At 61.9% G+C, this 22,037-nt stretch carries 22 protein-coding genes and 1 other RNA gene; 12 read left to right on the forward strand and 11 right to left on the reverse strand.

From position 1 onward, the window contains the following. Positions 1-1,209 carry an acetyl-CoA C-acetyltransferase gene (locus AB1S50_RS01450; RefSeq protein ID WP_367148591.1) on the reverse strand — a complete coding sequence of 403 codons (1,209 nt, stop codon included), beginning with the start codon at positions 1,207-1,209 and terminating at the stop codon, positions 1-3. Between the two features lie 314 nt (positions 1,210-1,523). Between AB1S50_RS01450 and AB1S50_RS01455 the strand changes: the two genes are divergently transcribed. Beyond that, positions 1,524-2,684 carry a DUF937 domain-containing protein gene (locus tag AB1S50_RS01455; protein ID WP_367148592.1) on the forward strand — a complete coding sequence of 387 codons (1,161 nt, stop codon included), beginning with the start codon at positions 1,524-1,526 and terminating at the stop codon, positions 2,682-2,684. Between the two features lie 42 nt (positions 2,685-2,726). On the opposite strand, the gene AB1S50_RS01460 is transcribed toward AB1S50_RS01455, so the two are convergent. Continuing rightward, the gene (locus AB1S50_RS01460; protein WP_367148593.1) at positions 2,727-3,773 is read right to left on the reverse strand and encodes an AraC family transcriptional regulator; all 1,047 of its coding nucleotides are present in this window, start codon (positions 3,771-3,773) and stop codon (positions 2,727-2,729) included. Between the two features lie 318 nt (positions 3,774-4,091). Here AB1S50_RS01460 and AB1S50_RS01465 point away from each other — a divergent pair, with 318 nt between their 5' ends. Continuing rightward, positions 4,092-4,403 carry a helix-turn-helix domain-containing protein gene (locus tag AB1S50_RS01465; protein WP_367148594.1) on the forward strand — a complete coding sequence of 104 codons (312 nt, stop codon included), beginning with the start codon at positions 4,092-4,094 and terminating at the stop codon, positions 4,401-4,403. A gap of 37 nt (positions 4,404-4,440) precedes the next feature. Here the strand turns inward: AB1S50_RS01465 and AB1S50_RS01470 are convergent, their stop codons facing one another. The 3 genes from AB1S50_RS01470 to rpiA all read right to left on the reverse strand — a co-directional run bounded on the left by AB1S50_RS01470 (position 4,441) and on the right by rpiA (position 6,356). Continuing rightward, positions 4,441-4,812 (reverse strand): DUF4168 domain-containing protein, encoded by a 372-nt coding sequence (locus tag AB1S50_RS01470; RefSeq protein WP_367148595.1) that lies wholly within the window; start codon positions 4,810-4,812, stop codon positions 4,441-4,443. 209 nt (positions 4,813-5,021) lie between these two features. Then, a complete protein-coding gene (locus AB1S50_RS01475; protein ID WP_367148596.1) occupies positions 5,022-5,651 on the reverse strand; it encodes a transglycosylase SLT domain-containing protein in 630 nt (209 codons plus the stop codon). A 30-nt stretch (positions 5,652-5,681) separates the two neighbouring features. After that, positions 5,682-6,356 carry a ribose-5-phosphate isomerase RpiA gene (rpiA, locus tag AB1S50_RS01480; protein WP_367148597.1) on the reverse strand — a complete coding sequence of 225 codons (675 nt, stop codon included), beginning with the start codon at positions 6,354-6,356 and terminating at the stop codon, positions 5,682-5,684. 181 nt (positions 6,357-6,537) lie between these two features. Between rpiA and ilvA the strand changes: the two genes are divergently transcribed. Both ilvA and AB1S50_RS01490 read left to right on the forward strand, forming a co-directional pair. Next, positions 6,538-8,052 carry a threonine ammonia-lyase, biosynthetic gene (ilvA, locus tag AB1S50_RS01485; protein ID WP_367148599.1) on the forward strand — a complete coding sequence of 505 codons (1,515 nt, stop codon included), beginning with the start codon at positions 6,538-6,540 and terminating at the stop codon, positions 8,050-8,052. 219 nt (positions 8,053-8,271) lie between these two features. Then, positions 8,272-8,409 (forward strand): hypothetical protein, encoded by a 138-nt coding sequence (locus tag AB1S50_RS01490; protein ID WP_367148600.1) that lies wholly within the window; start codon positions 8,272-8,274, stop codon positions 8,407-8,409. A gap of 65 nt (positions 8,410-8,474) precedes the next feature. Here AB1S50_RS01490 and AB1S50_RS01495 read toward each other — a convergent pair whose 3' ends face one another. The 4 genes from AB1S50_RS01495 to AB1S50_RS01510 all read right to left on the reverse strand — a co-directional run bounded on the left by AB1S50_RS01495 (position 8,475) and on the right by AB1S50_RS01510 (position 9,998). Continuing rightward, complete coding sequence (locus tag AB1S50_RS01495) at positions 8,475-9,053, reverse strand: 5-formyltetrahydrofolate cyclo-ligase (RefSeq protein WP_367148601.1); 579 nt, start codon at positions 9,051-9,053, stop codon at positions 8,475-8,477. Positions 9,054-9,096: 43 nt separating this feature from the next. Next, positions 9,097-9,277, reverse strand: a non-coding RNA gene (ssrS, locus tag AB1S50_RS01500) — 6S RNA. Between the two features lie 197 nt (positions 9,278-9,474). Further along, positions 9,475-9,795 carry a cell division protein ZapA gene (locus AB1S50_RS01505; RefSeq protein WP_367148603.1) on the reverse strand — a complete coding sequence of 107 codons (321 nt, stop codon included), beginning with the start codon at positions 9,793-9,795 and terminating at the stop codon, positions 9,475-9,477. Continuing rightward, entirely contained in the window at positions 9,795-9,998 is a 204-nt protein-coding gene (locus AB1S50_RS01510; RefSeq protein ID WP_367148604.1) for a TIGR02449 family protein, read from the reverse strand. The genes AB1S50_RS01505 and AB1S50_RS01510 overlap by 1 nt, the downstream gene beginning before the upstream one ends. 219 nt (positions 9,999-10,217) lie before the next feature. Between AB1S50_RS01510 and AB1S50_RS01515 the strand changes: the two genes are divergently transcribed. The 8 genes from AB1S50_RS01515 to gcvH all read left to right on the forward strand — a co-directional run bounded on the left by AB1S50_RS01515 (position 10,218) and on the right by gcvH (position 18,876). Further along, on the forward strand, positions 10,218-10,781 hold the full coding sequence (locus AB1S50_RS01515; RefSeq protein ID WP_367148605.1) for a UPF0149 family protein: 564 nt from the start codon (positions 10,218-10,220) through the stop codon (positions 10,779-10,781). Continuing rightward, positions 10,778-12,109, forward strand: coding sequence for an aminopeptidase P N-terminal domain-containing protein (locus AB1S50_RS01520; protein ID WP_367148606.1), 1,332 nt, complete (start codon positions 10,778-10,780; stop codon positions 12,107-12,109). The genes AB1S50_RS01515 and AB1S50_RS01520 overlap by 4 nt, the downstream gene beginning before the upstream one ends. After that, on the forward strand, positions 12,103-13,338 hold the full coding sequence (locus tag AB1S50_RS01525; RefSeq protein ID WP_367148607.1) for an FAD-dependent monooxygenase: 1,236 nt from the start codon (positions 12,103-12,105) through the stop codon (positions 13,336-13,338). The genes AB1S50_RS01520 and AB1S50_RS01525 overlap by 7 nt, the downstream gene beginning before the upstream one ends. Positions 13,339-13,514: 176 nt before the next feature. Continuing rightward, positions 13,515-14,750 carry a UbiH/UbiF/VisC/COQ6 family ubiquinone biosynthesis hydroxylase gene (locus tag AB1S50_RS01530; protein ID WP_367148608.1) on the forward strand — a complete coding sequence of 412 codons (1,236 nt, stop codon included), beginning with the start codon at positions 13,515-13,517 and terminating at the stop codon, positions 14,748-14,750. Between the two features lie 107 nt (positions 14,751-14,857). Next, the gene (locus AB1S50_RS01535; protein ID WP_367148609.1) at positions 14,858-15,826 is read left to right on the forward strand and encodes a rhomboid family intramembrane serine protease; all 969 of its coding nucleotides are present in this window, start codon (positions 14,858-14,860) and stop codon (positions 15,824-15,826) included. Further along, a complete protein-coding gene (locus AB1S50_RS01540) occupies positions 15,823-16,944 on the forward strand; it encodes a CNNM domain-containing protein (protein ID WP_367148610.1) in 1,122 nt (373 codons plus the stop codon). The genes AB1S50_RS01535 and AB1S50_RS01540 overlap by 4 nt, the downstream gene beginning before the upstream one ends. Positions 16,945-17,319: 375 nt before the next feature. After that, complete coding sequence (gene gcvT / locus AB1S50_RS01545) at positions 17,320-18,408, forward strand: glycine cleavage system aminomethyltransferase GcvT (RefSeq protein WP_367148611.1); 1,089 nt, start codon at positions 17,320-17,322, stop codon at positions 18,406-18,408. Between the two features lie 81 nt (positions 18,409-18,489). Then, positions 18,490-18,876 carry a glycine cleavage system protein GcvH gene (gcvH, locus tag AB1S50_RS01550; protein ID WP_367148612.1) on the forward strand — a complete coding sequence of 129 codons (387 nt, stop codon included), beginning with the start codon at positions 18,490-18,492 and terminating at the stop codon, positions 18,874-18,876. Between the two features lie 23 nt (positions 18,877-18,899). Here gcvH and ptsP read toward each other — a convergent pair whose 3' ends face one another. Both ptsP and AB1S50_RS01560 read right to left on the reverse strand, forming a co-directional pair. Continuing rightward, positions 18,900-21,155 (reverse strand): phosphoenolpyruvate--protein phosphotransferase, encoded by a 2,256-nt coding sequence (gene ptsP / locus AB1S50_RS01555; protein ID WP_367148613.1) that lies wholly within the window; start codon positions 21,153-21,155, stop codon positions 18,900-18,902. A gap of 62 nt (positions 21,156-21,217) precedes the next feature. Further along, positions 21,218-21,721 (reverse strand): RNA pyrophosphohydrolase, encoded by a 504-nt coding sequence (locus tag AB1S50_RS01560; RefSeq protein ID WP_367148719.1) that lies wholly within the window; start codon positions 21,719-21,721, stop codon positions 21,218-21,220. Between the last annotated feature and the right edge of the window lie 316 nt (positions 21,722-22,037).

Consider the following 22,037-nt stretch of genomic DNA (forward strand, 5'->3'; position numbering starts at 1 on the left):
CTAAAGTCGCTCTATGATGGTGGCGACACCCATGCCGCCGCCCACGCACAGCGTCACCAGGCCGTAGCGCAGTTGGCGTCGCTCCAGTTCGTCGAGGAGTGTACCGATCAACATGGCGCCGGTGGCGCCCAGCGGGTGGCCCATAGCGATGGCCCCGCCGTTGACGTTGACTTTTTCAGGATCGATATCCAGCTCGCGCTGAAAACGCAACACCACCGCGGCGAAGGCCTCGTTAACCTCAAATAAATCAATATCCTCTATTTTCAGCCCCGCCGCCGCGAGTGCTTTTAAAGTTGCGGGGGCCGGGCCGGTGAGCATGATGGTGGGATCGGTACCCACCACGGCGGCGGCAGCAATACGCGCGCGCGGGGTGAGACTCTGTTCCCTGCCCGCCCGCTCGCTGCCGATCAGCAACACCGCAGCACCATCGGCGATGCCGGAGGAGTTGCCGGCGGTGTGCATATGCTCGATGTGCTCCAACTGGGGGTAAGTTGCGCGGGCGACGCTATCGAACCCGACTGCACCCACTGCGGCAAACGATGGCTGCAGCTGTGTCAGCCCTTCCAGGGAGGTGTCGGCGCGCACCAGTTGATCGCGTTGGAGAATGATCAGGCCGCTCTGATCCCGCACCGGCACCACAGACTTCTGGAAGGCGCCCCCGGCCCAGGCGGCATCGGCCCTTTGCTGTGAGCGGAGGGCGAAGTTGTCCAGATCCTCGCGGCTGAAGCCATCGAGAGTGGCGATCAGATCGGCACTGACGCCCTGGGGAATGAAGTTGGTATCCAGTGCGGTGCGCGGATCTGTCGACCAGGCACCGCCATCGCTGCCCATGGGTACCCGTGACATGGACTCCACACCGCCGGCCACGATTAGGTGCTCCCAACCGGAGCGCACTTTGGCCGCGGCCAGATTCACCGCTTCGGCGCCGGATGCGCAAAAGCGGTTCAGGGTGACGCCGCCCAGATTCCAGTCCCAGCCTGCGACCAGAGCGGCGGTCTTGGCGATATCGGCACCCTGGTCGCCGATGGGAGTGACACAGCCCATCACTAGGTCGTCCAGTTGCCCCGTATCGAATTGGGAGCGGCTTTGCAGAGTGTCCAGTAGACTGGCGAGGAGGCTTATGGGCTTGACTTCGTACAGCGCACCGCCGGGCTTGCCTTTGCCCCGCGGCGTGCGGAGGGCGTCGTAAATATAAGCTTCGCTGGGCATGGCTCGGCCTCTCTTATCATTGATCCGGCACAATCCGGCGCCGGGCCGGCAACCCGGCTGTTTTGATTCCCGCGCAACCGGCTGGCGCTGAGGCTACCTTAGTCCGGCTGTCGGGTGGCGCAATGACGACAGGCGCCAGCGTCAGTGACGTTGGCGCCTCGGGGAACGGAAAGGAGGATTGGTATCGAAGGTGTTGACCATAAAGCCACCGCTGAAAAATCGCAGTGGTTTATTCGGAATCGGACTAATACGCCGATGTGGTGGCCATACACTGAGTGGAGGTATTGAGCGGTATCCAGTGGTGAGGACAGATCATGGCCGACAATGTATTGGAGTTGGCGGGGTGTCAATTGGGTTCCCCGGGCCTGAATGCACTCGGCAGTGCCCTGGGTCTGCCGTCGGGGGGTGAGGCGGCTGCTGTCGATAGTGGAATAGCGTCAGTACTGGCGGGCATGCTGAACAAAAGCGAGAGCAAGACCGGGCTCACCAGTCTCTTCAAAGCGATCGCCGACAGTGATGAGCTGGATTTTGCCGCAATCGGTATTACCTTTGGCGACGCGGCCGGAATGAGCAGCCTGCAGCAGACCGGGGGCAAGATATTGGAATGCCTGTTTGGCAGTAAGGCCGCCGATGTGGGCGGTTTACTGGCGGGCAGCCTGGGGGTGGGCAAGAATACCGGGCTGGGCCTGTTGCAAGTGGCCGCTCCGGTGGCGATGTCACTATTCAGTACCAGGGTCAGGGACGGCGGCCTCGACATGGGTGGCTTTGCCACCCTTCTGTTTAGCCAGAAAACATTTATTCAGGACAAGCTGCCCGATGGCCTGTTGAAAACCATCGGGGTACACGAGTTCGCGGACCTGGGGCAGCATCTGGAGCCCCATGGCCACCGGGAACCCCTCACCGTGCGGCCGCGAAAACCGGCCGACAAGGGCAGAGCTTACGGCAAATGGGTCTGGCCACTGTTGATCGTGCTGGCGGTGCTCTATAGCCTCAATATGTGCGCGCGCCGGGATGCCGGCAGAGAGAACAACGGTGCCATAGTCCTGGAAGAGGAACAACTGGTGGTGCAGGCAGCGCCGGATTTTGCCCGCAGTCTGCGCGACCATATCGCCAACGCCGAACGCGACCCCAACCGCACTTTTCCCCTGGACATCCGCTTCGGCGACCGCAATGCCATCGCCACCAGCGCCTCTGTGCCGGATGTGCAGGCCCTGGCAGCCGTCATGACAGAGTATCCGGGTCTCACCATCGCTATCAGTGGCCATGCCTCAGGTGAGGGGAGTGATGCGGCCAATCGCAAGCTGGCACAGGAACGCGCTGACACAGTGCGGCGGATGCTTTTGAGATTGGGTATAGCCCCCGACCGGATTACCGCTGCCGCTATGGACTCTGCCAAACCCGCAGTGGACAAAGGCGGTGTGCAAGGCGGACAAAAGAGTCATCCTATTACTGTGCAGGTAGTGACGGTCCGCTAACCTCTGGATGGATTTGTTACCCGCTGACTGCGAATACCTGCTTTAGCGCCCCGCGTTGTTGCGATATTTGTCCCGATAGGCGCCCGGTGCCAGGCCGGTCCATTTTTTGAAGGCGCGATTGAAGGCGCTGGGCTCTGAAAAGCCCAGCCGTTCCGCTATTTCCGCCACAGCGGTTTCCTGCTGCTTCAACTGGTATACCGCCATGTCGCGGCGCACCGAGTCCTTGATGTCCTGCCAGCTGTTGCCCTCTTCCTTTAAGCGCCGGCGCAGGGTTTGTGGGGACGTGTGCATCCGCGCCGCCACGCCGTCGAGGGACAGGTTTTCCACCGTATCCTGCTGTTGCAGCATGCGGCGGACACGGCCGGTGTAACTGTTGTCGGACTTGTATTGCGTCAACAGGCATTCCGGTGCGCGGGCGAGAAATTCCCCCAATTGCTGCTCATCCCGCACCAGCGGCATCTGCAGGTAGCGGGTGCTGAATACCAGGCAGGTCTCCCGTTGGTGAAAGTAGTGCCGGCAGGGAAACATGTCACTGTAGTCCTCGCCGTAGTCCGGTGGCGGAAAGGCCAGGTGTACGCGCTCCAGCAGGATAGTGCGGTCGATCAGCCAGCTGAAAAAGCGCAGCCAGATAACGGCAATGGATTCAACGAAAATCTGGTTTGGCAACTGCCGGCGGTTGCTGTGGTGGATCAGCAGGCGCGCCTCCTCGCCATCTTCCACCAGTTTTATGTGTAGGTCGTCACAGACCATGGCCACGAAACGGCCCGAGCGCGCCAGGGCCCGTCTCAGGTTGGGGCTGCTGAGCAGGGCGTGCCCCATCATGGCGAAGGTGCCGGGCAGCCAGGGGCGGGAGAGAAAACCGCCGGACTCGTCGCCCAGTAGATCCCATTCGCGGCGCAACAGGCTGGCGACTTTTTCCCGGCCGATGCGGCAGTCGGCGTCGTCCAGCCGTAGGGGGTCTATCCCCGAGTCCAGCAGCAGTTGTTGTGTGTCCAGGCCCGCCGCACGGGCTCCCGCCAGTTGCGCCTTCAGTGCAGTGGCGAGAATACCCGGCTGCACTTCGCTCGGTATCTGAGTCTCGGTTTCCACAGTCTCAGCCCTCGATCTTGTCCTGCACCGACAATGGATCGCCGGTGTGGCCTGGGATTATGCGCCAAGCAGTGCTGAAAGTCAGGCCAGTCTTGCGGCCCTGTCCGGGAGTAAGCCAAACAGGCCCTGTTCAGGTGCATCCTGTGTCTGATCCTCTGTGGTTGCTGCGGGCCTCGCTTCCGCAGTGTGAATACAAAGCCCGGGGCAGGTGGGAAAGATCATCCGCTTCGAGAATGGCGGCCCCATGGCCGCCCGGAAGGGTGAGCTGGGAATCGCACTGTGTTACAACAGTGTTCCAGGTAACGGTGGAAGTGGATTATGTCTCTGCAACTGGAAAGCCAGCTCAACCCAACAATTTGTCGGCGGATGTTGATCGCCTACCTGATTGAACTGCTGCCCAAAGCCAATAATCCGGCTCTGGAAGAGGCCACTGGCTGGCCGCGACGCACGGTACAGGACATCATCGCCAAGGGATTGCCCGGGCACGGCGCCCGGGTCGAGTTCATACAGGAGGGAGTGCGCAACAACGACGGTTACTATGTGTTGCGCGACTGGGGTTCTTTCGACCGGCAGTGGGTGCGCGAACACCTGCCGGCAATCCGTCGGGCACTGGGGGTGCCCGCGGACTGATACAGGCCCAGACAGCTGCCGGTGGTGGCAGCTGAATCTACTCGGCGGGTTGCGCAGCCTGCTGCAAAATCTTGTTGACCCTTTCCAGCAGCGCCGGATTGTTTCTCAAGCTGGCGGCAATCTGTTGATACTCCTCCTTGGACAGGCCGGCCTGATTGATCGCCGCCACCATTTTCCCCTGGGCTTCCCGGTTGATGGCTTCCGCCTCCTGAATATCCGCCGCAGCCTGCAACTTGGGCGCATATTCGCGGCTCAGGACGACGATGGCCTGGTAGGCGCTGGCAAACTGCTGCAGCTTGGGCTCGCTGTAGGCCGGCGCTTTCGCTTCCGTTGTCTGGGCCTGGACCGCGGCGGTGGGAAGGGCCAGCAGCAGCGCCACCAGCGCCAGGCAGTGGAGGAGAGTTTTCATTGTGCACCTTTGGCAATACTGGGGACGCTTTTGCCGGTAGAGAAGGCGCCCAGCGTCGTAAAGGGGCTGCAACCGCGCTCTTTCGCAGCAAAAAGCGCCTGATGGTCAGTTCAGGGTAGCCAATCTGACCAGTGGTTTGCGTCTTTTGCTGCCAGAAGGAAAGATATGGCCCCAAATTGGATTGGCACTGCGGGAAGCCCGGGGCGGTGCTAAAAAATCCCCAGAAACCTGCCCCGTTTGGGCAGAGATTTCTCGCACCCCGCCAGCTGGTGCCGATAGGTGCGGGCCTGGGCGGAGACCTTTTTGGACACCCCTTTCAGCCAGGCCTTGTTGCGGAAACTGCGGCGGTTAAAGCCGCCGTGACCCTCGTGGTAGGCCAGGTAGAGGTGGTAGGTATCGTCTGTGCGAATGCGGCACTGCCTGGCGCTGGTGTTGTTGTACCAGCCGACAAAATCGATCGCATCCCCGAAATCGTCCCGGTCCGCGCCGTAATTGCCGGAGGCGCGTTCATAGGTTTGCCAGGTAGTGCCGAGAGCCTGTGGGTAACCGTAGGCATCGGATGGTCGAGGGCCGGGGATAAAGCCCAGGATCTTGGTGCGGGGGGGGCGCGCATCGTGCACAAAACGGGATTCCTGGTGCAGCACCGCCATCATTATGGGGATGGAGGATCCCCACTTGCGCTCTGCCTTTTTGGCGTCCCGGTACCAGTGTTTCTTTTCGCGGAAAATGGCACAGATATCGCCGGTATTGCTCGGAGGCGTGGTGGTGCAGCCGGCCAGTGACCCCGCTGTCCCCAGTATCAGTATCAACAGCCGGCATTTTATTGTTGTGGCGTCCATGGTGGCTTGGCATCCATATCAGTTTGGCATTTATTTGGCGGTGATTGTCTTTACCCCGGAGCTGGTTCCCAGCAACAGCAGGTCCGCGGGCCGCTGGGCAAAGATACCGTTGGTAACCACCCCGGTGAGATTGTTGATGGCCCGCTCGAGCTGTGGCGGATCGGTAATACACAGGTTGTGTACGTCGAGGATGACATTGCCATTGTCGGTAGTCACGCCCTCGCGGTAGACAGGATCACCGCCCAATTTGACGATCTCACGACCCACCAGGGAGCGCGCCATGGGAATCACCTCCACCGGCAGGGGAAAGCGGCCCAGTACCGGAACCCATTTGCTCTCGTCGGCGATGCAGACGAATTCGCCGGCGCAGGCGGCGACTATTTTCTCCCGCGTCAGGGCTGCGCCGCCGCCCTTGATCAGCTGCAGGGCGGCATTGGTTTCGTCGGCGCCATCCACATACACCTGAATGTCGTCCACGCTGTTGAGATCGTAAACCGGGATGCCGTGGGCCCGGAGGCGCTGTGCCGACGCCTCGGAGCTGGCGACGGCGCCGTCGAAGCGGCCTTTCAGGTCCGCCAGCAGGTCGATGAAAAAATTGGCGGTGGAGCCTGTGCCCACGCCGATGATGGAGCGCGGCTCCAGTTTGGGGGCGATATAGTGGATGGCGGCACCCGCGGTGGCGCGTTTGAGTTGGTCCTGGGTCATGATAGGGTAGCTTTCCGCAATTTTTTCCGGCTATATGCCATTTTTGTGAAAATAATGTTCGCGCAGTTGGCTTTGAGGTGGCATTGCTGCTGTTGCAGGGTTAGACTGGCACCTTGTGCCACCTGTTGTCACGCCCGGCCCCAGGCACTGATTTTAACTGTTACCACGACCGATTCATCCAATGCCCGAGTCTTACATCAAGCGCATTTTAGACGCGCGGATTTACGATGTCGCCACCGAAACACCGCTGGACGTTCTGGGGGCCCTGTCCCATCGCCTGCACAACCGGATTCTGCTCAAGCGCGAGGATCTGCAGCCGGTGTTCTCCTTCAAGATTCGCGGCGCTTACAACAAACTGCTGCGGCTGCCGGCAGAGCAGCGGGCGCGGGGCGTAATTGCCGCGTCTGCCGGCAACCACGCCCAGGGGCTAGCGATGGGGGCGGCACAGCTGGGTGTGCGCGCCACCATAGTCATGCCGACCACAACACCGCAGATCAAAGTCAACGCGGTGCGTATGCGCGGTGCCGAGGTGGTGCTGTGGGGCGATAGTTTTGACGAGGCGGCGGCGCACGCCCACCGGCTGGTGGAGGAGCGCGGCTTGGTGCCCGTGCATCCCTACGATGATCCGGATGTGATCGCCGGACAGGGCACTGTCGCCATGGAACTGCTGCGACAGCACTCCGGTCGTCTGGATGCGGTTTTTATTCCGGTTGGCGGCGGCGGCTTGGCCGCGGGTATGGCAGCTTATATCAAGTATGTGCGACCGGAGGTGAAAGTATTTGCCGTGGAGCCGGAGGAAGCGGCCTGTCTCGAGGCGGCTCTGGCGGCCAATACCCGGGTGCGCCTGCCCCAGGTGGGGCTCTTTGCCGACGGGGTGGCGGTGGCGCAGATAGGTAGCGAGACTTTCCGCGTACTGAGGGAGACGGTGGATGGGGTCATTACTGTTTCCACCGACGAGATGTGCGCGGCAATCAAAGACATATTCGAAGGCACCCGCTCCATTGCCGAGCCAGCCGGTGCCGTCGGGCTGGCGGGCCTGAAGAAGTATATCGAGCGGAACCGCTGCAGCAATGCAGTACTGGCGACAGTCTGCAGCGGTGCCAACATCAACTTCGACCGCTTGCGGTATATCAGTGAGCGCACCGAAACCGGGGAGCGGCGCGAGGCGGTGCTGGCGGTTACGATTCCCGAGCGCCCCGGTAGCTACCTGCAGTTTTGCCGGGACCTGGGGGACAGGGCCATCACCGAGTTCAACTACCGCTACGCCAATAGCGGCGAGGCGCATATCTTTGTGGGGGTACAGGTGACGGCGGACGGCGACCGACGCCGCACGGTGGAGGGGCTCTCGGCCGCCGGCTACAGCGTGACCGACCTCACGGACGACGAGATGGCCAAGCTGCATATCCGCCACCTTGTCGGCGGGCGGGCCGCGGGTCTGGAAAACGAGGTGGTGTACCGGTTCGAGTTTCCCGAGCGCCCCGGCGCCCTGCGCAAGTTCCTGGAGCAGCTGGCGGGGCGCTGGAATATCACCCTGTTTCACTATCGCAACCACGGCGCCGCCTATGGCCGGGTTCTGGTGGGCCTGCAGGTGCGCCCGGCGGAGCGCGGCGAACTGAAGGCACTGCTGCAGCAACTGCAGTTTCCCTTCTGGGACGAGACGGACAGTCCCGCCTACCGTTTCTTTCTGGCCAGTTGAAGCTGGGGGGACGGTGAGGGCCAAGTGACTGCCCGGCAGGGGCGCGACTGAACTTTTTCAGGTGAAAACGCGACAGTTTTCACAAAATTCCGCTGGAGATCCGTTATTATTTGCTTGGCGGACAATTATTTTGCCAATTGTGGAACCTTTGCGTTGAGCCGAATCTAATGCAGGGTGAAACACCGATAATAAAAGTATATATCCTACAGGATGGTCCTTATGAAACCCGATGCACTGACAATCGCTGTGGTTGTCTTTGTCGCGGGCGTCCTGCTGAGTAGTGTCGGCCTGACCGAGGTTTTCGCTTCGGATCCGGAACCGCCGGCGGCCCTGCAGCAGGGGGTGGTGACGCGCTGAGCGTGCACCTGGCCCGCAGTTAAAAAAGCCGAGTGCCTTGTGCCCTCGGCTTTTTTATTGGGTTTTCAGCGGCAGGGGTAGAGGCGCCGGTCGGTCACTACCGCCTGCAGTGGTATGTCCCAGCTGTCAGTGGGCAGTCTCGCCACACACTGAAATTGATGGGCCACCCCCACCAGGTCCGGGCCGGCGCCCCGCAACAATCCTTTGAAGGCGAAGGTGCGGTCGTAAAAGCCGGCCCCCATTCCCAGCCGGGCACCACCGGCATCGAAGGCCACCAGTGGCAGCAAGACCAGGTCGAGCTGTTGCGGCGGCCGACTGTGGCCCTGCAGCGGCTCGGGTATCCGGAAGCGGTTGCGGTAGCCGGGGCTGTCACCCCGCCAGCGACGGAAATGCAGCTGTGGCCGCGGGGTGGGTGCCAGCACCGGCAGATAAAAGTATTTGTTGGGTTGGCGTTGCAGCAGCCCGCGAATATCCACCTCTCCGTCCATGGGCCAGTAGATGCCGATGTGTCGCGCGCGCAGCAACTGTGGCGTGCGTTGCAGGTGGTTGATCACGTTGCGCCCGTTCAGGCGCTGCTGATAGACGCTGAGGCTGCGTCGCGCGGAACGCATATGGCGGCGCAGTTGCACTTTGCTTTCCGTCATAGTGTCAAGCGTCTGGGAAAAGAATCCGGAGGGAGGAATGTTTAAGGGCCCCGAGTGTGCGGCTGCAGACATAGCCTTGAACCGTAGGGTTCAAGGAGGTGGCTTCAGGAATACAAAAGGCTTTCCGCTGCGTGGCGGACCTGCACACCAGCATCCGCTGGAAGCCCCCATGATCGGATTATCGGCTCGAGGACATAGTCAACTGGCCAACACCCCAGGGTCTAAAAATTATAACCCGTGTCGCTGCAAAAGGGTAACGATGGCGGTTGCGAAAGCGTTGTTGACTGGCCCTGTAAATCCTGCGACCGGGCCAAAGCGGAACCCAACCGCGCGTTGATGCCAGCCGCTGGAAAGCGCCGGGTACAGCGGGTTTTACCAGTCGGGGTGAGAGGTAGTGGGAAGACCAGGTCGCTTTTGAGAATCAGGTTTCGCCCGAGTCGATTTCACTGAGCGCGGAGCGCACCTTGTCCCGCAGCCGCGAGACCATTTCCTGCTCCAGGGGTGCCCGGATCAGTTCCGCCTTGGCCTGAATCAGCTCGTGGGCGATGTTGAGAGCCGCCATCACTGCGATACGCTCGAGGCCGACCACCGAGCCACTCGCGCGAATGCGCGACATACGCTCGTGCAGCAGGCGGGCCGACGCCTGAAGCTCCGCGCGCTCCTCTTCGGTGCAGGCGACACGGTAGTCTTTGTCGAGGATGGAGACCGATACGGTTTCCAGGGTCGGTTTTGCGTCACCCATCAGGAATCTTGCGCTAGCCCTTTGAGGCGGTTGATCATGGACTCTACCCGACTGCGGGCCACTTCATTATTTTTTACCAGGCGCTGCCGCTCCTGCTGCCACTCGGTTTCCTGCCGGCGCAGTTCGCGATTGTCCTTCGCGAGCTGCTGGCAGCGCGCGATGAGCGTATCCACCGTGCTTTCTAACGCTTGTAACTTGTCCATATTTCCCGCGTCTTATGTCCGTGCCCCATTGGCTCGCAGCGGGACAGACTGCGAGGGATTCCGCTACTATATTGCCGCTGTATGGGGTGGTCAATCGCCCCGCCTTGTCGGGCCTGTGCAATTCTAATCCCGACCTCGCCTGTCTGCTGTCGACTGATTCCGCTTGCGGTAGAAAACGACAAGTTGCATAAAGTTTGAACGAAATTTCAGGAAGTGATTATGAGCGCCGCTCCGCCCAGCTACGATACCCTCTCCGCAGCTATTCTCGCAGCGGGCGGCGAGAGCGATCCCAGTGAATTGCACGGTTTTGTATGCGGCCTCCTGTGCGCCGAGAAAGAACCGGATAGCAGCTTTTGGCAGGGTGAGCTGGCCCGGATACTGGCACTCGAAGCGGTGCCGGCGGCACTGGAAAATTCCATGGCGCGATTGGCCCAGGTCAGCGCTGAACGCTTGCGGGACGATAGTTTTGAGTTTCAGCTGCTGCTCCCGGACGATAGTGGCATAGACGTGCGCGCCCAGTCACTGGGGCAGTGGTGTCAGGGATTCCTGCACGGTTTAGGTGTCGGGGCGCCGCCGGGGATAAAGTCGCCCGGTTGTCGCGAGGCGCTGCAGGACTTGAGCGAGATAGCTCAGATCGATGCCTTGGCGGTGGAGGAGTCCGGGGAGGCGGAGCAGCAGTTGTTGCAGGTACAGGAATATGTGCGTGTGGCGGTGCTGACTATCTTTACCGAGATTGTGCAGGTCGGCGGCGCCGATCAGGGCAGTAACGCCCGCGGCCAATGAGCATCGGCAAGCGAGAATACGCCCGCCGTCGCGCGCGCCTGATCGCCGGGCTGCCGCAGGGCAGCCTTGCTGTGGTGCCCGCGGCGCGGGAGCAGCTGCGCTCCCGGGACACCTATTTTCCCTTTCGTCAGGATAGCGATTTCCTCTATCTGACCGGATTTGCCGAGCCGGAGGCACTGTTGGTGCTGGTGCCGGACCGGGCTCAGGGACGGGAGCTGCTGTTTTGCCGCGAGCGCAACGCGGACAAGGAGCTTTGGGACGGGCCGCGCCTGGGGCCGGAAAGGGCCGCCGAGCAGTGCGGTCTCTGCGATGCTTTCCCGATCAGTGACCTGGACGACATTCTGCCGGGCCTGCTGGAGGGACGCACGCGGGTCTATTATACGTTCGGGCGCTACCCGCAGCTGGATCGGCGCCTGCAGCGCTATCTGCACACCATAGGCCAGGCGCCGGGCAGTGTCGGGGTGCCGGAGCTGGTGGACCTCGACCGCCAGTTGCACGATTTGCGTCTGATCAAAAGTGCGCAGGAAGTGCGCCTGATGCAGAGTGCGGCGGAAATCACTGCGGAGGCACACTGCCGGGCCATGCGCCGTTGCTGCGCGGGCCTGTATGAGTTTCAACTGGAGGCGGAGATTCTGCACACCTTCGTCGGTGCCGGCGCCCGCCAACCCGCCTACCCGACAATCGTTGGCGGCGGCACAAATGCGCTGGTGATGCACTATTGCAGCAACAATGCGGTGTTGAAAAACGGCGACCTGGTGCTGGTGGATGCCGGCTGTGAGCACCGCGGTTACACCGCCGACGTGACCCGGACTTACCCGGTCAACGGGCGTTTCAGCGGCGAGCAGAAGGCCCTGTATGAAATCGTGCTGGCGGGCCAGGCGGCGGCCATCGACAAGGTTCGCCTGGGTGCCCACTGGGACCACCCGCATATGGCCAGTGTAGAGGTGATTACCCGCGGTTTGGTGGACCTGGGCCTGCTGCGGGGTGACGTTAGCGGGCTGATTGAGGCGGGTGCCTACCGCCGTTTCTATATGCACCGGACCGGCCACTGGCTGGGGATGGATGTGCACGATGTGGGCGATTACCGGGTACACGGCCAGTGGCGCCAGCTGGAGCCGGGAATGGTGATGACGGTAGAGCCGGGTATTTATATCGCCGCGGACGATGACCAAGTACCGGAGAGGTATCGCGGCATAGGTATCCGGGTTGAGGACGATGTGGCGCTGATGAAATCCGGTCCTCTGGTGCTGTCATCCGCCGCACCCAAGACGGTGGCAGAAATTGAGTACACTATGCGCCAGGGTGCAGTGCAGGAGGAATTGTGGTGAAACTTGGGTCCCGCATCGATGTGGCTATCGTCGGCGGAGGCATGGCCGGTGCCAGCCTGGCACTGCTGTTGGCAAAGTTTTGCCCCAATCTCTCGGTGGCACTTCTGGAGCAGCGCCCTTTGATGGACCCGGGTGCCAGCATTGCGCTACCGAGTTTTGATACCCGTGCGACGGCTCTGGCGGCGGGGAGTCTGCAGTTGTTCGATGAGCTGGGTCTCTGGCCGCAACTAAAGCCCTACTGCGCGCCTATCTCCCGGGTCAGGGTCAGTGACCGCGGGCGCGCAGCGGGCGTGGCCTTCACTGCAGACAAACAGCGGCGGGCCAGCTTTGCCGGTATGTTGGGTGCGGTGATCGAGAATGCGGCGCTGGGACCGGTTCTGTATCGCGCCCTGGCGCGGCTGCCGGTAACGCTGGTGTCCCCGGCGCAGGTGGAGCGGGTGCGGGTCTGCGATCAAGGGGTGGACTTAGGCTGGCAGGGTGAGGACGGGCCCGGCTGTCTTGCAGCGCGCCTGCTGGTGGTTGCGGACGGTGTCGACTCACCCCTGTGCCGGCAGTTGGGCATTGAAACCGAGAGGGTCGAGTATCGACAGAGGGCGCTGGTGGCCACACTCGCCACCCAGCGGGATCACGGCGGCGTCGCCTACGAGCGCTTCACGGACCGGGGCCCCATGGCGATGCTGCCGCTTCCGCGACGGGACGGCAGCCACCGCATGGCTCTGGTGTGGACCTGCCCCGAAGAGGACGCCGGCGAGTTGCAGGCGCTGGCACCGGCGGCATTTGTGCAGCGGGTACAGTCTGCATTCGGCTGGCGCGCCGGGCGTATCCTCAGGTCGGGGGAGCTACAGGGGTATCCCCTGAGCCTGCATGTGGCCTGGGAGCAGTGGCGGCGCAATCTGGTACTGCTGGGGAACTGCGCCCATTTTCTGCACCCGGTGGCGGGACAGGGGTTTAACCTGACACTGCGCGACAGCTACCACCTGGCGACGACACTGGCTGCGGGTTGCTGTACGGGTGAGTCACCCGGTCAACTAAACTTGCTGGAGGAATACGGCCGCGCGCGTCGACTCGACCAGCAACTGACCATCGGATTCAGCGACCGCGTGCCCGCCCTGTTCGCAGCGCCGGGATTGCTGGCGGGCGGCCTGCGCCAGGCGGGGCTGCTGGGATTAAATCTTGCCCCATCCCTGCGGGCGAGCTTTATCGGCCAGGCGGCGGGTTTTGGGCTTTAACAGGCCGCTGTCCCGGACGGGGTCCGGGGCGCAAATCAAATGAGTAACCACTTGATTTGTCGTGGAAGGATGCGGGCAGGGGCCGCAAACCCGGATTGAGGAAAGCCAGGGAAGCCTCCATCAACAACCAATTAAGGGTCCGCGGGCCGGTGCGGAAACATTGCAAACAGGACGCCATGAGCAGACGACGGCTGGATATTGTAATTGTGGGCGCGGGCATGGTCGGCCTGACCCAGGCCGCCCTATTGGCAGTGCGTCACCCGCAGCTGCGCATCGGGGTGCTGGAGGCGTCCACCGATGCACCGCGGATTGCGCCACAGCACTATGATCCAAGGGTAGTGGCCCTGACCAAAGGGTCCCAGAATCTGCTCGAGGAGGTGGGTGTCTGGGGTGAAACCACAGCCCGGCGCGCCTGCCCCTATACGGTGATGCGGGTTTGGGATGCCGACGGCACCGGCTCTGTGTGTTTCAACAGTCGCGACGTGCAGATGCCGAACCTGGGACACATTGTGGAAAACAATGTGCTGACCGCGGCCCTCTGGGCCAGGGTGGCGCAGTTGCCCAACGTCGAGATGGTGACTGGTTTCCGGCTGGAGAACTGGTGGCGGGACTGCGGCCACTGGTTTCTGCAACCCCGCGGCGATGACGAGAATGTGATCGAGGGGCTGCAGGAGAGTGTCGACACGGTGAGCACCCGCCTGCTGATCGGCGCCGATGGCGCGCGCTCCCGGGTAAGGGATCTGCTGCGTATCCGCGCAAGCGACACCGTCTATCGCCAGATGGCGCTGGTCTGTATCGCCCGCTGCGAGCGCAACCACCAGCACACCGCCTGGCAGCGCTTTCTAAAGAGCGGTCCGCTGGCGTTCCTGCCGTTGGAGGGCCTGGGGGACGACAATCACTGCGCCGTCGTCTGGTCGGCGGACGACGAACTGGCGCGCGAGCTGCTGATGCTCGACGACGCTGCCTTCGCCCTGAACCTGGAGAAAGCATTCGAGAGCCGCCTGGGTGCGGTGGAGTCGGTCGGCGAACGCCTTTCCTTTCCCCTGCGGGCGCGCCATGCGGAGCGCTATTTCGGCCCGGGCGCAGCACTGATCGGTGACGCCGCGCACAGTATTCACCCCCTGGCCGGCCAGGGAGCCAACCTCGGCTTGCAGGATGTGCGGGTGTTGAGCGAGGAAATAGCGCGCGCACTCAAGCGGGGGCTTGAGCCATCCGATGCATCGGTGCTGTCGCGTTACCAGCGCCGCTGCCGCGGTGAGAATGCGGCGACACTGAAAGCGATGAGCACCTTCAAGTCGCTGTTTGGTGCCGGGGACCTGCACTGGCGCTGGCTGCGCAATACCGGGCTCAATATGGTGGACGCCAGCCCGCTGCTGAAAAAGCGTATTATCCTCCGCGCTATGGCGGTGTGACGCCGGCGGAGTGGAGTGATACTAGCCCCTGTTTTTTCGCGCCGGTTTACTTTAGTCTCATCCCTCTGGTCCCTGACCTGTAACTGCAATCTTAAAAGGCACCGGCCTTGGACGACTGGATTCCCGTTCGTGAATTTCCCCTCAATCAGGATCTGGCGGAGCTGGCACAGTTTATCCAGCGCTGCCGGCTGCCCCTGCGTATCTCCGAGGCGAACAACTGTCAATTGCTGACTACTCTGGATCCCGAATTGCGTCGCTTGTTGCCGCCGCTTTTGGACCGCTGGCAGGCGGGGGAAATCAGTCTTGCCGATATCCGTGTGGGGCCGGCCGCTACCCCATCTGAAGTCGATACAGCCAGAGAGAAAGGCAGCGGGACGGTAAAGCGTACGCCGGTAGCGGTACCGCTGCCCAGTTGGCCCTTGCGCAGGACTCCCCTCTGTCTGGTGCTGATTGTGCTGTGTTTTGTCGGCTGGCTGTTGTTGCGGGAAAATCTGGTACAGGCACTGCTTATTTTTCCCGATCGCGGTGGCGGCCTGGAACTACCGCAGTCGACACTGGCGTGGCATCTCGAGCGGGGTGAATTCTGGCGGCTGTGGTCGCCGGCAATGGTGCACTTTTCTCTCCCTCACGCCCTCTTTAATGCCCTCGGAATCTGGATACTCGGGCGCCCGCTGGAGGTTCGCGCCGGTACGCTGGCCTTTGCACTCCTGGTGGGCATCAGCGCGCCGGTGTCCAATCTGGCGCAGTATTTCTGGGCTCCTGAGACGCTGTTTGGCGGTATGTCCGGTGTGGTCTACGCCCTGGTGGGCAGTGTGGCAGTGCTGCGCTATCGCTACCCCCAGTGGCGCGATGTCCCTTCAGGGTTGGTGGTGTTGGCATTGGCTTGGCTGTTGCTGTGTGCCAGTGGCATAGTCACCTGGGTGTTCGGCGTGGGAGTCGCAAATGCAGCCCATATCGGCGGCTTTATCTGTGGGCTGCTGCTGGCCTGGCTCTATATTCTGCCTGGCGGGGGGCGATATTTTGCCGCGTCGCGAAGCCCTGTCGCGGTCGATGGAAAAGATACGGAAAACCGATGATCCTGCTGTTTGTCTATGTCCTGATTGCCCTCGGCTTCTCATTTTTGTGTTCCATCGCCGAGTCCGTCATCCTCAGTGTGACGACGCCTTATATCAGCCTGCTGGAGCGCGAAGGCCACAGGGCGGGCCCGGTGCTGCGCAGACTCAAAGGAGACATCAACGCGCCCCTGGCGGCCATTTTGACTCTGAACACCATCGCCCACACCGCTGGAGCCGCCGGCGCCGGTGCACAGGCGGCAGCGGTGTTTGGCAGTCAGTACCTGGGTATTGCGTCCGCCATCCTGACGCTGCTGATACTGGTCTTCTCCGAAATTATCCCCAAGACCTTGGGCACTTTTTACTGGCGGCAGTTGGCACCGGTGACGGCCTATGGCCTGCGCTTTTTGGTGTGGGTGCTGTTCCCTTTCGTAAAAATGTCCGAATGGCTCACCCGGGGCCTGTCCCACGGCCCGACACTCACCGGATTCAGCCGCGAGGAATTTGCGGTGATGGCGGAACTCGGCCGTGCGGAGGGGCAGCTGGAAGAGCGCGAGTCCAGTATTTTGCGCAACCTGTTTTTCACCCTGCAGGACCAGTCAGTGCGGGAGGTGATGACGCCGCGCACCGTGGTGTTTTCCCTGTCTCAGGACGCGACTATCGGCGAGGCTTACGAGGAGGTGGAGAAAAGCCATTTTTCCCGTATACCGATCTACGAGCGCGGTGATCCCGTGTGTGTGGTGGGGTTTGTATTGAAACAGGATCTGTTGATGGCTTACCTCAGCGGCCAGCGGGACGAAAAGCTGGCCGATTTCCGCCGCGACATGCTGATGCTGCCGGAAACGGCGACCATTTATCAGGCATTTCAGAAAATGCTCGCGCGGCGGGTGCAAATCAGCGCGGTACTGGATGAGTATGGCGGGCTCGAGGGACTGGTAACGCTGGAGGACCTGCTGGAGACACTGCTCGGGGAGGAGATTGTCGACGAAGCGGACCGGACGCCCGATCGCCAGGAACTGGCAAAGCGGTTGTGGCGCTGGCGCTCCAAACGCCACGGACTCAAGGTCGACACCAGTGAGGACGAGACGGATGATAAGGGCGCCGATTCGAGTGAGCGCGACAAGTCCGGCCGCAACAATTAGCCCGGCAATCCAACCGACGATCGCTTTTCAATTAGGTTGTCACCCTTGAAAACCTGCGCAATGACGCGGAATCGCTTGCACCGGCCTTTACCCAGTGGTAGCACATGCTTGTACCCCATTAGCCCGGCAACTTAATTTAGCGGGTCGCAAATCCAGCATGTCACTGCTTGATTTGTCGTGGAGGGTTTGCGGACATGCGCCACAAACCCGAGCTGAGAAAAGCCATAGTGGGCTCTTTCAGCAGCCTGTTAGTTGGCGGGTTTATAGCAATAAGTATGATTCAATCAGCTGCTGGAGGGCCGCATTGCCCTGGAAAGCCCACCAGTGCCGCCGGTAGAATACGCAGCTTTGATAGCACTGATGTAGAGAAGAAAGATGGGAAACAGAACGCCTCTATATGATGCACATGTCGCCATGGGTGGCAAACTGGTGGACTTCGGTGGCTGGGACATGCCCTTACACTATGGTTCGCAGTTGGAGGAGCACAATAAGGTGCGCAGCGCCGCGGGCATGTTCGACGTCTCGCATATGACGGTGGTGGACATAGACGGTGAGGGCGCGCGGGACTATCTGCGCCACCTGCTGGCCAACGACGTGGCCAAACTCGACGGTCGGCCCGGCAAAGCTCTCTACACGGGAATGCTCAATGAGAGGGGCGGAGTCATCGACGACTTGATCGTCTACCTGCGCGATCCCGGGTACCGGTTAGTCGTGAACTGCGCCACACGCGAAAGGGATCTGGCGTGGATGCGGCAGCAGGCGTCGGCTTTCGCGGTAACTCTGAGCGAGCGCCCGCAGTTGGCGATGGTGGCGGTTCAGGGCCCGGAGGCGATTGACAGGGCCAAGCAGGTATTGGGTATCGAGTGGACGGCGGCGATAGACGGGTTGAAGCCTTTTCACAGTGCGGTGGTGGGCGAATGGTTTGTGGCCCGTACTGGCTATACCGGTGAAGACGGTCTCGAGATCATGTTGCCGGGCGAGGACGCTGAAGGCTTTTGGCGTGCGCTGGCGGAAGCGGGCGTGGCGCCCTGCGGCCTGGGTGCCCGCGACACACTGCGCCTGGAGGCCGGTATGAACCTCTATGGTCACGAGATGGATGAGGATACCTCGCCCTTGGCAGCCAATATGGGCTGGACCATCGCCTGGGAGCCGGCGGATCGGGATTTTATCGGTCGCGCCGCACTGGAACGGGAAAAGGCCGCCGGTCCCGGTGAGAAGCTGGTGGGGCTGGTACTGGCGGAGCGCGGTGTGTTGCGCGCGGGGCAACCAGTGGTAGTCGAGGGGAGTGAGAAGCGGGGTATCGTCACAAGCGGCACCTTTTCCCCAACTTTGGGCCACTCAGTGGCACTGGCCCGGGTGCCTGCCGCCACTGGCGATACGGCGCAGGTGGAAATCCGCAACAAGCTGGTACCGGTGAAAGTTATAAAAGCTTGCTTCGTGCGCAACGGCAAGTCCGTTGTCTGACCGGCATGGGTCGGAGATGGCCCCGACCCCAGGCGACAGTGCGAAAAAATTATTCAAGAGACTTAATCGAGGAATCATCGCATGAGCGAAATTCGCAGTGAATTGAAATACTTGGCCAGTCACGAGTGGGCGCGCCTGGAGGAGGACGGTACCGTCACCATCGGCATCAGCGACCACGCCCAGGAAGCGCTGGGCGATGTGGTCTTTGTGGAGACCCCGGAGGTGGGTGCGGTGCTGGCCGCCGGGGACGAGGCTGGTGTGGTCGAATCCGTAAAGGCTGCCAGCGATATCTACAGCCCGGTATCCGGCGAGGTGGTGGCGGTCAACGCAGTGCTGCAAGACGCGCCGGAGACGGTCAACGCATCGCCTTATGACGACGGCTGGTTTTTTCGGGTGAAGCCCGCCGATGTCAGCGAGCTGGACAAGATGCTGAGTGCGGATGCCTACCGGGAGCAGGCCGAGGACTGACCGCTACAGGTGATTCCCAACATCTACTGGGGCTGTAGCAGAGCCTTCAGTCCCATCTTCTTCAGGGTTTGCTGCAGGGTGGCTTCGATTTCCTCCGGGCACTGCATGGCCAGTACCCTGCACAGCAGTTCCTGCGCCTCCGCGGTAGTGATTGCGCGCAGAGCCGCCTTGACCCGCAACAGGTTGGTTGCGTTCATGGACAATACGTCGTAACCCATGGCGAGCAGCAGCAGGGCGCCACCGGGATCACCCGCCAGTTCGCCGCAAATACCGACCTTGGTGTTGCAGGCGTGTCCCGTGTCGACGATTTCCCGCAGTGCCCGCAATACCGCCGGGTGCAGGGAGTGATAAATATTGGCCACGCGGCTGTTGTTGCGATCAACCGCGAGCAGATACTGGGTCAGGTCGTTGCTGCCCACCGACATAAAATCCACCTGTGCCGCCAGCTCCCGTACCTGGTATACCGCGGACGGCACCTCGATCATGAGGCCGAGGGGCGGCATGGCGATTTTGAAACCTTCGTCCAGCAGTTCTGTGTAGGCCCTTTGCACCAGTTTGCGCGCCGCCTCGAGTTCACCGACACCGCTGATCATGGGCAGCATAATGCGCAGATTGTCCAGGCCCAGGCTGGCTTTCATCATTGCGCGCACCTGGGCGAGAAAAATCTCCGGGTGATCCAGGGTTACGCGAATGCCGCGCCAGCCTAGAAAAGGGTTGGTCTCCTCAATGGGGAAGTAGGCCAGCGCCTTGTCGCCACCTATGTCCAGCGTGCGCATGGTGACCGGCCGAGGTGCAAAGGCTTCCAACTGCTCGCGATAGATCTCGCGCTGTTCCTCTTCGGAGGGGAAGCGGTCGCGCAGTAAAAAGGGTACCTCGGTACGGTAGAGACCCACGCCTTCGGCACCCCGCTCCAGGGACCGCACCACGTCGGCCATCAGCCCGGTATTCACCCACAGGCGCACCCGGTGGTGGTCGGCAGTCTCGCAGGGCAGCGCCGCCAGGTGGTCCAGGTTGCGCTCCAGTTCGCGCTCCTCGGCCACGATACTGTCGTAGCGCCGGCGGAGTTCACGTCCGGGGTGCACATACAGTTCGCCGCGGTAGCCGTCCACAACCAGATCGGCACCGTCCACCTGCTCGTAGGGCAGTTCCTGAGCCCCCATCACCGCCGGCAGTCCCATGGCGCGGGCAATAATAGCCACGTGGCTGTTGGCCGACCCTTTCACCGACACCAGGCCGATCAGCTTTTGCCGCGGTACCTCCGCCAATACTGCCGCTGTCAGCTCTTCACCGATCAGGATGGTGTTGTCCGGGTAGTCGCGCTCGCTCTGCTGCTGTTGGTGCAGGTGCATCAGCACCCTGGCACCCAGGTCGCGCACATCGGCGGCGCGGTCGCGAAAGTAGGAGTCGGACATGGCCTCGAAGCGGCGTACATGCTCCAGCATGACCTCTGCCCAGGCGCGGCTGGCGCTCAGTTGCTGGCGGATGCGGGCGATGACCTCCACCGCCAGAGAATTGTCGTCCAGCATGGCCGTATAGGCGTCGAACAGGGCGCGCTCCTCGCGGTTCAGCTCACCCTTGAGCCTATCCCCGACGGCGCGAATTTCCTCCCGCGCGCTGGCGAGGGCCTGGTGGAACAATACCAGTTCCGCCTCTACGTCCATGCAGCAGGCATAGGGCACTGCAGCTAGGTTGGCCAGGGGTGCGACGATGTGGGCGCGACCTATTGCCACCCCGGGGGAGGCTGCGAGTCCGCGGAACTTCGCCTCGCGGCGCTGCTCACCCATCACCGCCAGGGCACCGGTAGCCTCGGCGTGGGCGATAACGCCGGCCAGTTGTGCCGAGAGTGTGATCAGGAAAGCTTCTTCGCCCTCATCGAAACGGCGTTTCTCCTCCTGCTGCACCACCAGCACACCGAGCACTTCGCGGTGGTGAATGATAGGGGTGCCGAGGAAGGCGCTGAAGCGCTCTTCTCCGGTGGCGGGAAAGTAGTGGTAGGCCGGGTGCGCCTGGGCCTGTTCCAGGTTGATTGGCTCGGCGCGGGTGACTACATTGCCGACCAGGCCTTCGCCGGGTGCCAGGTAAACGTTGCCGACCGCACTGGGGTTCAGCCCCTGGGTCGCCATCAATACATAGGAGCCGGACTGCTTGTCCCGCAGGTACACCGAACACACACGGGTGTGCATCACTTCGCGCACGCGGCGCACAATAATATCCAGCACCGCGGTGAGGTCGCGGGCGCTGTTCACCTGCTGTACGATGGAACGCAATGATTCGAGCAAAGGCCTGTCCTCGCCTTGGTGGACTCGCAGTGGGGCCGCCAGGGGCGGTATGGGTCGCGCGCTTATCCCTGCCCGCGCAGCCAGCGTTTCTCCAATTGTATTTGTTGGGGCGCCAGTTCGGTCAGTGCGCGCCGGTAGACCTCGCGCTTGAAGGTCACCACTTTGGCGAGCGGGTGCCAGTAATTCACCCAGCGCCAGTGGTCGAACTCCGGCTTATAGCCGTTGTTGAAACTGACGGCGCTATCCGGCGCCTGCAGGCGCAGCAGGTACCACTTCTGCTTTTGCCCGATGCACAGGGGCTCGGTGCGGCGCCGGATCAGCCGCTGTGGCAGCCGGTAGCGCAGCCAGCCGCGTGTACAGGCTATGAAGCTGACCTGATCCCGGGTCAGCCCTATCTCTTCGTACAACTCGCGGTAAAGGGCCTGTTCCGGGGACTCGCCCGGGTTGATGCCGCCCTGGGGGAACTGCCAGGCATCCTTACCTCCAACCCGCCGCGCCCACAGCGCCTGGCCGCGGGCGTTTAACACAATAATGCCGACGTTGGGGCGAAAGCCCTCGGCATCGATATTGCTGTTACCAACACTGCCGTCTAGCTTCCGGCTTTTGTCGGGGTTGACACTGCGGTTTTGCTGTTTGGCGGATCGGCGGCGGTTCTTTCGTTCGGCTTGCGATGGCTTGCCGTCGCCCAAAATAACATCCTCACAATAGGGTGTGCGCGGCTGTAGGCCGCGCAGCTTGCCCGGCATTGTTCCACAGGGTGGGGGCAACGGCAATTGACAGTATTTGGCCGTGTGCGCTAGTCGTCAAACGGGTAACATTGCCCGCCGCCCACAGGTTTTTCGCAGTTCCGGGGCGGGGGTTTGGCGGCGACCGAAACCTGTT

Origin of the sequence: Microbulbifer discodermiae, from assembly GCF_040742695.1 — a bacterium.
In the GTDB taxonomy this organism is placed as follows: Bacteria; Pseudomonadota; Gammaproteobacteria; order Pseudomonadales; family Cellvibrionaceae; genus Microbulbifer.